The 13137-nt window shown below is 38.1% G+C and carries 10 protein-coding genes and 2 pseudogenes; 3 read left to right on the plus strand and 9 right to left on the minus strand.

Features of this window, described 5'->3' with window-relative positions:
* The 9 genes and pseudogenes from ACTH6U_RS06760 to ACTH6U_RS06800 form a co-directional block, all read right to left on the minus strand.
* Positions 1 to 1309: SulP family inorganic anion transporter (locus ACTH6U_RS06760; RefSeq protein ID WP_441831869.1), on the minus strand; the 1309-nt coding region annotated here is incomplete at its 3' end.
* A gap of 284 nt (positions 1310 to 1593) precedes the next feature.
* A complete protein-coding gene (gene arsC / locus ACTH6U_RS06765) occupies positions 1594 to 2019 on the minus strand; it encodes a glutaredoxin-dependent arsenate reductase (protein ID WP_441831870.1) in 426 nt (141 codons plus the stop codon).
* 10 nt (positions 2020 to 2029) lie between these two features.
* Positions 2030 to 3302, minus strand: a pseudogene (locus ACTH6U_RS06770) (arsenic transporter).
* A 55-nt stretch (positions 3303 to 3357) separates the two neighbouring features.
* Positions 3358 to 5108, minus strand: a pseudogene (gene arsA, locus ACTH6U_RS06775) (arsenical pump-driving ATPase).
* 13 nt (positions 5109 to 5121) lie between these two features.
* Positions 5122 to 5487 (minus strand): arsenite efflux transporter metallochaperone ArsD, encoded by a 366-nt coding sequence (gene arsD / locus ACTH6U_RS06780; RefSeq protein WP_042847034.1) that lies wholly within the window; start codon positions 5485 to 5487, stop codon positions 5122 to 5124.
* A gap of 47 nt (positions 5488 to 5534) precedes the next feature.
* Entirely contained in the window at positions 5535 to 5870 is a 336-nt protein-coding gene (locus tag ACTH6U_RS06785) for a metalloregulator ArsR/SmtB family transcription factor (RefSeq protein WP_161738256.1), read from the minus strand.
* Positions 5871 to 6379: 509 nt separating this feature from the next.
* Complete coding sequence (locus ACTH6U_RS06790) at positions 6380 to 7051, minus strand: inovirus Gp2 family protein (RefSeq protein ID WP_441831871.1); 672 nt, start codon at positions 7049 to 7051, stop codon at positions 6380 to 6382.
* 297 nt (positions 7052 to 7348) lie between these two features.
* Positions 7349 to 8842, minus strand: coding sequence for a YfjI family protein (locus ACTH6U_RS06795; protein WP_441831872.1), 1494 nt, complete (start codon positions 8840 to 8842; stop codon positions 7349 to 7351).
* Positions 8843 to 8866: 24 nt separating this feature from the next.
* Positions 8867 to 9097: a helix-turn-helix transcriptional regulator gene (locus ACTH6U_RS06800; protein WP_441831873.1), complete on the minus strand. Its 231-nt coding sequence runs from the start codon at positions 9095 to 9097 to the stop codon at positions 8867 to 8869.
* Positions 9098 to 9195: 98 nt separating this feature from the next.
* On the opposite strand from ACTH6U_RS06800, the gene ACTH6U_RS06805 reads away from it, so the two are divergent.
* From ACTH6U_RS06805 to ACTH6U_RS06815, 3 genes are all read left to right on the plus strand, one after another.
* Positions 9196 to 11199 (plus strand): hypothetical protein, encoded by a 2004-nt coding sequence (locus ACTH6U_RS06805; protein ID WP_441831874.1) that lies wholly within the window; start codon positions 9196 to 9198, stop codon positions 11197 to 11199.
* Positions 11200 to 12095: 896 nt separating this feature from the next.
* Positions 12096 to 12647: an inovirus Gp2 family protein gene (locus ACTH6U_RS06810; protein ID WP_441831875.1), complete on the plus strand. Its 552-nt coding sequence runs from the start codon at positions 12096 to 12098 to the stop codon at positions 12645 to 12647.
* Positions 12648 to 12967: 320 nt separating this feature from the next.
* A complete protein-coding gene (locus ACTH6U_RS06815; RefSeq protein WP_441831876.1) occupies positions 12968 to 13108 on the plus strand; it encodes a hypothetical protein in 141 nt (46 codons plus the stop codon).
* Positions 13109 to 13137: the final 29 nt, after the last annotated feature.

Consider the following 13137-nt stretch of genomic DNA (forward strand, 5'->3'; position numbering starts at 1 on the left):
AATGAGCATGATTCACATCAATAATCGCTTTATCAATGTCTTCTTTAAAATCAAAGACATTAACAAAGCGTTCCGATGTGGCAAAGAAAATTTGTCCCCGAACTTCATAATGACGTACCTTTCTGTCTAGTCTTGATGTAACTGTCATGTATCTCGCGACTTTATTGGCAAAATTAAGCGCTGCGATGAGCACCCCGACAAGTACCCCGTAAGCCAGGTTATGGGTCCAAACGACAACAATGACGGTGGCTATCATAACGATGCTGGTTGATAGCGGATGGACTCGTATATCGGCAAGGGATTGCCAAGAAAAGGTCCCAATTGACACCATAATCATCACTGCAACTAACGCCGCCATAGGGATTTTTGATACCCAATCATTAAGAAAAACCACCATTAGCAATAAAACAACACCCGCAACCAGTGTCGATAATCGACCTCGGCCACCCGATTTTATATTGATAATGGATTGACCGATCATCGCACATCCTGCCATCCCGCCAATAAATGCAGTGGCTATATTGGCAATGCCTTGCCCTTTACATTCTCGATTTTTATCACTGGTTGTATCCGTCAAATCATCCACAATCGTTGCAGTCATCATTGATTCCAATAAGCCAACAACAGCAAGCGCTAATGAGTAGGGTAATATGATAAGTAGCGTTTCAATATTCAAGGGAATATCGGGCAAAAGAAAGATAGGCAAACTGTCAGGCAGAACGCCCATATCACCAACCGTTCGGATATCAAGACCAAGCCATATTGAAATTATCGTTAATACAACAATACACACTAATGGAGACGGAATGGTTTTATTGACTAATGGAAACAGATAGATAATCCCTAAGCCTGCCGCGGTCATTGCATAAACATGCCAACTCACATTGGTTAATTCAGGGAGTTGCGCTAAAAAAATCAAGATAGCCAGCGCATTAACAAATCCCGTTACCACCGAACGTGAAACAAATCGCATTAAATTACCGAGCTTTAAATATCCGGCGATAACTTGAAATATCCCGGTTAATACCGTCGCAGCTAATAGGTACTGAAGGCCATGTTCTTTCACCAGAACGACCATTAAAAGTGCCATTGCACCAGTTGCCGATGAAATCATGCCGGGGCGCCCCCCGATAAAAGCGATAATTACCGCAATAGAAAATGCGGCGTATAACCCAACTTTGGGGTCGACGCCTGCAATAATTGAAAATGCGATAGCCTCAGGAATTAACGCTAAAGCAACAACAATACCGGCTAGGACATCCCCACGGATGTTACCCAGCCAGTCCTGACGAGAGGATGACAAAAGCATATTAGACTACCTTGTAATCTATCAATCCCAAGATGGGAGAGTATATTTTAAATAAACGAAATTATCCCAAAGAAGGGATGTGGAAATTGGCTGATTTAGTATCAACCTAAAAGGAAGGAGGTATCTCAGGGTGGCGTAAGGCGCATAATATAATCAGCTGTTCCTATGAATAGTATATTTTTTTTAAAATACCAATATCAACGACCTTAAGCAAGTACCGGATTAACATGAGCGTACTGATGCCATACATCGGTACGCTCATCATGATAAATATCGTCAGTGATTTACTTTACTCTGATGCCTTGTTTATCAACAATAACCTCGCCATCTTCTTTAATAAATTCACGTTGTTGCGAATGAGGTAATATATCCAAAACGACTTCTGAAGGTCGGCAAAGCTTAGTTCCTACTAGTGTAACAACAATCGGTCTATTAATCAGTATTGGGTACTGCAACATAAAATCAATGAGTTGGTCATCGGTATAAATATCATTTTCTAAAGCTAATTGTTCATACGGTTCAACATTTTTTCGTAGTAACGCCCTTACCGTGATTTTCATATCAGCAATAAGTTGTACTAACACATCTTTAGTCGGCGGTGTTTCTAAATAATAAATAATCGTTGGCTCAATGCCGCTATTGCGGATCATGGCAAGCGTATTGCGTGAAGTGCCACAATTTGGATTGTGATAAATGGTAATTTCATTCATTCGGTTAGCCTTAATTTAACAGTGAAAGTCGAAGCACTAAAGCGATAAGAGTGACGGTAAGTACAGGGAGTGTCATGATGATCCCTGTTTTAAAATAGTATCCCCATGTAATGCTCATGTTCTTTTGTGATAAAACATGCAGCCACAGCAACGTCGCCAAACTCCCTATAGGTGTAATCTTAGGCCCCAAATTGGCACCAATCACATTGGCATAAACCATTGCTTGTTGAATTAGCCCTGACGCTTCACTCCCTTCAATGAATAAAGCACCAATTAATACCGTTGGCATATTATTCATTATTGAGGATAAAAATGCAGTTATAAATCCCGTACCAATTGTTGCTGCCCATAACCCTTTGTCTGCAAGGTAATTGAGCGTTTCAGAAAGATAATCGGTTAACCCTGCATTTCTTAAACCATAAACAACCAAGTACATACCTAAAAAGAAAATGACGATTTGCCACGGTGCGCCACGTAATACTTTTTGGGTATTAATCGTATGGCCTCTGGCTGCAATCACCCAAAGAATTAAGGCGCCAATAGCCGCAATTGCACTCACTGGAAGACCTAATGGTTCTAAGACAAAGAAACCAATAAGTAGCAGTACCAATACCAGCCAACCTGCTTTAAACGTTGTCATGTCCTTAATGGCTAAAGTCGGTTCACTCAGTTTGGTAACATCATATTGTTTAGGAATATCTTTGCGGAAAAACCAATGCAGCATCGCTAATGTTGCAATAATTGCTGCAATATCCACTGGCACCATAATCGATGCATATTCAGTAAATCCAATATTAAAGAAGTCCGCAGAAACGATATTCACGAGGTTCGAAACAATCAGCGGCAAGCTCGCCGTATCTGCAATAAACCCGGCAGCCATGACAAAGGCTAATGTCGTGCCTTTGTTGAAACCAAGTGCCAATAACATCGCAATCACAATGGGCGTTAATATCAATGCTGCGCCATCATTGGCAAATAAGGCCGCAACAGTTGCACCAAGTAACACGATATAACAGAATAACAGTTTTCCTTTACCCCCGCCCCACTTGGCAATATGTAATGCCGCCCATTCAAAGAAACCACTTTCATCTAAAAGTAGGCTAATGATAATTACGGCGACAAATGTCGCCGTGGCATTCCATCGGGATGTCTTGAAAACTGATCACACCAAAGATCAGTGCCAATACAGCCCCTGCTGTAGCACTCCAGCCAATACCCAGTCCTTTGGGCTGCCAAATAACAAAGGTGATCGTTAAAATAAAAATGAATGCGGCAATAAACATAACAACCTCATTTAAAAGGTGCTTTTCCGCACCTTTTATTTTTAGAAAATAAAACTTATTCTGCGAGCTGACTTAATGCAGATATCCCCACAGGCACTGTTTCAAGCAAAGGAACAATAGCAACACGTTTTGCCAATGTTGATGTCACCTTTTCAATCTGAGCGACTTCCTGTTCTGCTCTTGAAAGTAACAATGGTGAGGTTGTTTCCGTGATAGATAGACTGTTATTGATTACCCACGCCCACGGATGTATGTCTGCCCGTATTAAATCATTTTGCAAATTTTCCGCCTCAAGCACAGGCGTTGTTTCAGCGAGTGTCGTAATAATGACTTTGGTGCGTTCAGGATCTTGTAATTGCATCATCGGCGTTAAATAGTGGCCTTTTTCACCCATATTCTTAGCAATTCTTTATGGTATGCCCCTGTTGCATCCAGAAGTAATAATGTATGCCCAGTCGGCGCAGTATCCATGACGACAAAACGTTTACCCGCGTCTCTAATGATGCGAGAAAAAGCCTGGAATACCGCAATTTCTTCAGTACAAGGAGAGCGCAAATCTTCCTCAAGTAATGCGCGCCCCTCTGCATCTAAATCTTTCCCTTTTGTTTCTAAGACATAATGACGATAACGTTCAGTTTCAGCGATAGGGTCAATTCGGCTAACTTGAAGATTCGGTAAAACACCATCGAGGGTTGATTCAATATGCGCGGCTGGATCGGATGTAGTCAGATGTACATCAAGCCCTTTTTCTGCCAATTTAACCGCGATTGATGCCGCAATCGTTGTTTTCCCTACACCACCTTTGGCCATTAACATAATCAGCCCATGCTGTTACTGAGATATTTCGCCAACCAGTTCTGACAAGGTGGGTAAAGAAATAGGTTGTTTTGTCGGGGTAATAGTTGGAATTTGTGGCATCTCATTAGATAACAACTGCTTCAGTGCATCGACACCCACCATATTGATATTTTGTAAATAAATAATATCGACAGGTAACGAGCGTAGTGCTTCAGGCATAGATGCTAATGCCGCTTGTTCACGAGAGTAGAGCGCATGGGATAACTTATCATTTTCAGTCACCGCCGTTTCAGGGAAAACACCATTGACAATTAATTGCTGATTTCTGATACCCAGAGATGACAACTCGCTATAGGTTCTCGCAACCTCTCTCAATGCCGCTGATTGAGGTCGTGCAACTAATACTAACCTTGTTAGTGATTTATCACTCAACGCTTCCACCGCCATGCTGTACTGTTCACGTTGTTTATCAAGACCAGACATTGGCCCTAAACATGACGCACCATCAGGATTATCAGTAATAAAATCACTCCATGCACTCGGGAGTTGTAATAAACGGATGGTATGCCCCGTTGGTGCGGTATCAAAAATGATATAGTCAAATTGCTTTGTAATTTCGGTATTGGTTAACAACCCAGTAAATTCATCGAAAGCTGCAATCTCTGTGGTACAGGCACCTGATAGCTGTTCCGTAATACTTTGAATTACCGCTTCAGATAAACTTTCTTTGATTGGATTAATAATTTTGTTTCGATATTCTTCAGCGGCAGCTTGAGGGTCTATTTCAATAGCAAATAAATTTGGAGCCCATGTTATTGGCTTAATATTGTTGCCTATCGATTGAGAGAATACTTGCCCAACGTTAGAAGCTGGATCAGTGCTCACCAGTAAGACTTTTTTCCCTTTTTCAGCCAACTTAATTGCGGTCGCACAAGAAATAGAAGTTTTACCCACTCCGCCTTTTCCAGTAAAAAATAAATAATTAGGTGTGTTATCTAAAAATTTCATTTTATTGCTCCTGTTAACAACACGTTTTACCATTACCACAACACGATTTAACAATTTCGGCTTTTTCAATATTCGGCCGAATACCAAACCATCTTGCTAGCTCATGTCGTTTTGGGTATCGACCAGTCAGCACAATCTCACCATCAAGAATCAATAGTGGAAGTGACTCGGCGCCTGCGGTTTCCAAAAATGTTTTTGCTTTTGTGTTGTTAACGAACTCCATAGGCTCTTGCGCTAAATTAAAACGCCTTATACTTGCCCCTTGTTTTTTTAACCAATCCACATCTGTTGCGAAGTCTACCAATGCTTGATCGACTTCGGTTCCGCAAACACCAGTGCTACAGCATAATGCGGGATCAAATACTTCTAATTTTTTCATATCTCAACCTTATATATGTTTTTTCGAATATGTTAACTTAAAAATTTTTATATAGAACAGCTACTCGCAGGTTCTTTTGTCTCTAAGCTTTTGAGTAAATCTGCAACTCTATTTTTCTCTGTGGCATAGGTGACATCAATGATACTTTTCACCCACGGTAGTAATGCTGGAGATAATCGATAATGAACCCATTTACCATGTTTTGAATCGAGCAAAAGACCCGACTCTCTAAGCATTGCTAGATGTCGAGAAGTCTTTGGTTGCGATAAATTCAAGGCCGTATAGATATCACAGACACATAGCTCACCAGATGCTTTCAAAAGCAACACGATATCGAGTCTTGTTTGGTCACCTAAAATTTTAAACAGCAGTAGTGGTTCCATACATTCTCCTATATTTAATGTATATAAGGTATATTAAAAAAACACATTCGGCAAAACACATGTATTAGCCTATGAATTATCTAAATGGTTTTTCTTACAACGCTATCTTTATTTATTAATAATCCCTTACCGAGGAGCTTGGAACTTTTAATTTTTCAATGTAAGGGTTTTATGCCGGAACCTAGTGGCTTGACGTGATGATCGGCACTTTGAAACAGGCCTCCATGATCTATACTGCGAGTTCTTACTCCAATCTAGCTCCATTCCTGACACTTCAAGAGAAATCACAGTACCCATAGTTCAACCTTTGAATGGCATTTTCCGTAGTACTGGAATACTACCATTACGCCGATTGCGCATCCATGATTTGAACTGGCTTCTATACTCTGTTTTTATCAAATTGGACTGTTCCACGGTAGCGTCTATTCTTTACTCAGACCAGACGGTCAGGCGTAATTGTGTTCTACCAACGATACCTGTCAGTTCAAGTCTGAGCTAATGCCTCTCAATCAAACCTGACTTGTTCCAAAGTTTCGAAAATCAGTATTGAGTTCCTTGGTATTCTTTTTAGTCAGGTACGTTATTCGTAATAAGAAATCAAGATAATTAGAATGACGGGTCAGAGCATCTCGTCTATCAAATCGAAATACGGGATTATTAGGAAAGTTAACCAGTGACGCATAGTCTGGGTAACCTAAGCCAATAGCACTACACCACGCTCGTTGTATTCTGTTCGCCATATTATTGGCATCATCTTGTAAATAGTTACCTAAGTAGCCGTATACATCACGATTAAATAACAAAACTAAATGGTAGTGAGGATATTCACTTTCGTTACGTTCTCTTACCCAGACATAATAAGGGAGTGCTGGTGTACCAAAGCGTCCAGCACGATGATGAGCTGCTCGCAGTTGGCTTTTCAGTGACTCGATAAAGCGGGTAATGGCTCGCTCATCTGCGCGTTGAAAACAGAGTGGCGTATCTGGGGCATCAGGAATACTATCCTGAGCGAACCGTAAATCAACTCGGATCGCCAATATCCGGTTATGCTGTTCTAGTGCATTATCAACCACTGCCAGTAATCGACATAGGATATGCGGGGAAATTAGGGAATCATAGCGACGGCTAGCGAGGATTACAAGTTGATTAAATTCAAATTCACTTAATGCGTAAGATGACATATTCATTACCTTGCTATCATAGGGATATCTGTATTCATTGTTTAAGCACCTATTGTGTCCATAACTCACCGTGTTATGGACACAATAGGTATGCGATTAGATAATCATTGCTTAGGTTATTGATAGACGTTATAATAACGAGCTACGTTGTATTTAATAGAATGGTATATATTACCTATACCGGCACTATTCCACTCAATAAAAGACATACTCAACCACACCCAAAGCCGCAACAAACCTAGCTTGATGATATAATCTTACTCACTAATATTATTCAAAATAACTCTGAAGTTATCCTTATCTTGGTGAGTTATTTAGCATGAATAAACCTCTGCTACTCAGAGGAATATTTAATCGTTCCACGAGTTCTTCAGGGGCCATCTGAGCGCCGATAAACTTGACATAGTTAATGCCCTTTTCTTCAAATAATTGAACCTTATCTTCTTGCTTTAGTTTTTCTAATGCTGGCCGCAAACGGTCAGAGCGCCTCAGTGAATAGGGGCCATTTTTAATGATGTCATTTCGCCTGAAATCATAAGATTTATTGCTGACAAGATGTTCTTCCAACCATAACAGGAGTTTTTCAGCATCACTGACTTCCTTAAAATCATCTATTTTTTTGATAAAATGATTAAGATACCACTGAGCGATATAGACTGCCGATTCAAGCATCTCCTTAGTAATAAGCGCTGAATCGGGAGTTATAAATATTTGCATGACAGCAGCAATTCTAGAAGCATGCTCCATAAAGCGTGCAGCATAGTCATCATAGGCATGCAATTCTCCGCCCGGTTTCATCATCGTGGCTATCTTCTTAGAATAGTTATCCCATAACATCTGAGCATCATATGCAAGGGTAATACAAACACGTTCTTCAGAATCCTCCCGACGTTTAATCCCTTTTTGTAAATGGTTTATCAACGTAGATGAAAAACCCGCTAAGCTTAGTTTATCGAAATGAGCAACACCGTTTATCTTACTTAGATGTTTAATTTGGTCTAAATCCACTAATAGGCTACGTGCTAAAAAGCCTGAGCCTTGCACTTTTTTTCCTCTTCTCACTAAAAAATTGTCAAATAACGTTGGTTGCAACATGAGTAACATTCCAAATCTGAAATCCCTGATAACATAACAGTCACTAGATGCTCGACTTACCGCTTTACCATCAGCGCACCAAAGTGAATTTAGTAATGGAGTTTTTCGAAATAAGTTGCTTTCAAGCACCTCTCCAGCCTCATCGGACATAAGTGTCAATACTGGATAGCTAAGCCCCAATTCCTTGCTTAATGCTTCACTTGTTGAATCATTGATTATTAAACGTTTTTTTACTGGCTCTGCCGGTTTTTGGCTCAGGCACGCTTCTAAATCTAGAAGAGCTTCATCCGTATTTATTCCCTGCATCAGCGCTTTTTTATAACGTTTATCCAATGCGCAAAATGTGCAATTCCAGAGCACAAGACTTCTATCATAGGACGCCTTTTCAAGATGAAACTCATCTTCTAGTTGTTGCTCAAATTCTGAAATTGCTTTCGTGAATAGTTTATAAACTGTCGATTTTCTACACCCGGATCTCGCAAGCACAATGCTATAAAGTGATAATGGATATTTCAGTCCATGCCTAGGCTCAACATCAAATCTATCCTGACACGCCAATGACATAACGCTTAGCATTGTCGGAAAAATAATTTCAGCCGCAGCCCCCGTCCTTGCATGTACCTGCACAATCATTTCTTGACAGTATTTAGGCAGTTTTTCGATTTTTAAGCACAACTCTTCATTTTTGTGAGACATTTTATCATCCGTTGTTAATCAAAATTAATTAATTCGTGAAGCTAACCATTTTTCAACTGAGGCGTATTGCCATCCCACTGATGATGCACCAAGCTTGATTGGCTTAGGAAAGTCTTCGTCGTAATACTTCGAACGAGGGTTCAATTTTTCATAAATGCTGGATCTAGATATACCCAGAATGACGGTTAACTCAGTCATACGCAAAATACGTATAGACAAACTATTCTGATTAATATTCTCTTTTAGATGATGCATTTCGCTCTCCATTGATTAGCGCTCTTAAGTGATATTAATCTGCCACATCATCTGGCAATATGTCCTCGTAGAAAATTGGAAACCAACTGGAGAGCATCATGTACACCCATATCTTTGCTAATTTAATGTTAACTGCCTATGAAATAACAGTTTTAAATAAAGAAAAAATAGAGAAAATCAACAACAATAAAAGACATAATGAAAATAAAAAGAACAAAACTCTAAATTTGGCAAATCAGAGGAAAATTAAAGATTTTTCATTTCATCAAGATTTTTTTGCAGAAACAGGTAATTTGAAAACGAAAGAATATGGTAATGACAACATCAACCCCGAAGAGGTTTACCATAAACTGATTAATATCATTGACGACAAAGAAGTCTTTACTCAAACGGAAAGACAATTGTTTTTCTATAAATATGAGCAATTGTATAATGCGCTTATTGCTCAATATGTTGTTTCTAATTTAGAAAAAAAAGAAATATTAAAAAAATATACAAAAGCCATCATACCCGCCATTGTGGCATTAGATATGTATAAAACGCTTAGCGCTTCAATAGATAAAGAACAATTACATTTTTACAGCCATATTCATCGTTTTATATTAAGTGAATATTATTCCAGTCATCATCACAACCTCAAATCACTCTGTAAGAGCGTGAGGGCCTATCTAAAGCACTACATCAAAACGTTAGAATTTAACCCCATCGTTAATCTCCATGAAATTACAACATCAATTAGCAACATAAGAACCACATCACTCTCAACTATATGTAACATCGATACCACAATTGATGCTTGCAAAAGGGAGGCGAGAGAAATTGGCGAACCGCAAGATACTAAATTTGAGCAACTGAGAGTGGCTTATACCTCTCTCAGCGTACTGCTCGCCTTTCAAAAAATAACTCACCTACTGGCTCCACTTGTATCAAATTATAAAAAATTACTCGAAAGTAAAGTCACTGATTCAGATCCTCTATTTTTTCTAGAACAATATATTTATCAGGATGTTAAAGAAGATATTATTTTTTTAGGCGAAAATGTACTTTATGATTATATTAACGAGCTAATTTTGCACGAAAAAATAGATATCCCTATTTGCAAGGATAACTGTGATTGTGGTCAAGGTCCTGAATGTGAGTGTCAATGTATCCCTAATTCTGTTTACGGTATACTTAATACCCTAGAATACTTTATATTTGAAAATCAATCTAAACCATCTTTACTCACTCTCGTATTTTCCTTCAATTTACCTGACCTTACCCCTGATATAATTAGCATGTTTGAATTATCACAAGAAATGAATAATTTTTGTAGAGAGGTTCCATCACTTGAATTATATATAAAAATCCTCCATATTCTTGAACTGCTTTATAATAACGAATTAGATAGTATTAAAGAGGTTATGAACGAAATTGCATTTGAAGAATTCCCTTTAGGTTTTTTTACATCAACACTTGCCATTATCAATCTCGCATTAAAAATAAAATTTGAGCCAAAATCGATTCGGTACGGAACATTACTCGCCTATATCAATCCTATTTTAACGAATCAAGGTGTATATACTGAATTCCAAGTCGTCATTCCCGATGTCGAAAATCCCACTATGCCGGTTGCTGATACATTAAGAAATCCTGTCGTTAATAATCCCAATAACCAAACTGTTCTACATTCAATCATGGTATATAATAGAATGATTAAAAAAATGACTCTCTACGATGACGGTCATTTCAATCGAATTGCCCCACAATCCGTTCATGGGCTTCTCGATTCTGTTGAACTCGCACTCAAAAAATTAAGAGACGTCATTTCGAATGAGAAAAAATCGCTAACGGATGAAGAATTAGCTAGCCTTATCATTAGAAATAAAATTTTAACTAAACATGAAATTAATAATAATCTGATAGGTATTCTCAATGAGGCAACACTATATAATTGTCTTGGTTGTCTTGCTTACTTATATGAGCATTTAAAGTGTTTGGGGGAAGAGCTTTCTAATATTAGATCACTCATAGGATTATCCAATATAGACCATCAAAAAAGAGAGCTATTACGTCGAGCATTATTCATTGCGAAAGAAAATCAGTCTAAAAAAGACTGTTAACACACGGGATTTTATTTATATCAATCAATGGCTATGCAACAGCTGCTACATGTAGCAGCTGTTGCATTGTGTACACGTTTTTTTTGTATTTTATTGATTATCAAACTGTCCGTTATCCATTTCACTGAAAATCAATATTCATTACTCATGATCAATTACCGGTATTAATCATATATCGAATGATATAACTTCAAGTATCGAATACACTTACCTTAATATAAACCTTAAATTTAACGCCGATTGTCATGGGTTAATTTTAGTATAAAAAACGAATACTATTCCTGCAAAAAATTAATATTCCCCAATATCACAAATATCACACCACAATAAAAAAATGCTAAAAATTATTCACAACATATTTAAATGACAGATATAAAATAGTTCTCACATAATATCATAAAGAAATATGCAATAAAAAATCATTTCCACAGTAAGAAATATTATCAGGCTATCTTATCTGAAAGTTTGACACATAAATCATATTTATTTAATGTACTGTATAACATTGATTAAATTTCATCTATAATTTAAAGCATTTATCAGAAATTATAATAATTGTAAAATAATGATATAACAGCAAGCTCAATAAAAAAGTGAATTTGAATAGCATAATCATGCTAAAATAACGTTGATATTCCCCATAGTTCTTAACAGAACACTATACACCGAAAAACCAATAGCCATGTATCAATGTCAATATATAAATCTATTTAATATAAAGGCCATTATTAAATAGCAAAGGTAGTAACATTAAGCCATTCGTCGAGTATCGATAGCTGCATTACCTTTATTACAGCGTCATCACCCATAACGCTAAGAAATACCAATATCTAATAATCCCCCTTACCCATAACCTTAAATATTTAAGCTGTATAAAAAAGACGTTAACACATGCATTGATAGACTATACACGTATTATGGCATTGCGCGTAGACTTACGATTCCCTAAAACTGATGAGAACGATGATATGCCTACTCACTTTATCAACTTAGATAAAGTGATGTCGCGTTTCATTGATTCATTAAACGTAAGACTCAAGTATAATCAACTCAATACTAAACGACTCAATAAACGAGTTTACCCTAGCCGTTTACGTTATGTTTGGGTAAAAGAGCAGGTGAGTTCAGAGTACCCTCATTACCACTGTGTATTAATCTTCAATAAAGACGCCTACTATCACCTAGGTGATTATAACTTAGATGAATCTAGTCTACCGACGATGATTGCTAAAGCGTGGTACAGTGCGTTACAGAGCGATTTAGACCCTATTACGGATACGGGGGCACTAGTTGAATACCCTGTTCACGGTAAATACTGCTTAGATCAAAACTCATCTAAGTTTGAAGCGGATTATGCGGTATTAATGCAACGGTTAAATTACTTAGCCAAAGACTACTCAAAACATTATAGTGCTAATTCACGGAGCATAGGTTATAGCCTCTCTTGATTATAACTAAGGTTAGTGGTTTATAAAAAGCTACTAACCTATTTGACCTCACAGCATATAATCCCCCTTCTCTTCCACTTTAAGCGATCTGCGGACATTGCTAGCAGCATTCTGTGTGAATCGATGGGGAACAGTTCATTGCCTAACGATTTCAAATCTCAAGCCTGGTCATACTCTTAATTACCCCTATGCTATGCAGATAAGATTCTCTGTAATGGTCAACTAAAACTGGCCACTGTAGTGGTCAACAAAAATTGGTCACAGTTTTATAGTTTTCCCAATATAATCGTTCTGATTCATTGGGCGTTAAGGCGCCGGATGTGAGTTTGTCTGTACCTGTTGCGAAAAGCCAATTGCAATTTCCCGATGAAACGCCGTGCTTTACCCTTAAGCAGGTCTCTGTCACTGGGCAAGATACCTTACCCCATTGGGTGCCGGTTCAGCGCTTATTCCATTTTTAATCTCTCATTTACCCGTTCTGCTAATGCAT

The organism is Providencia sp. (assembly GCF_052096715.1).
Lineage (GTDB): Bacteria > Pseudomonadota > Gammaproteobacteria > Enterobacterales > Enterobacteriaceae > Providencia.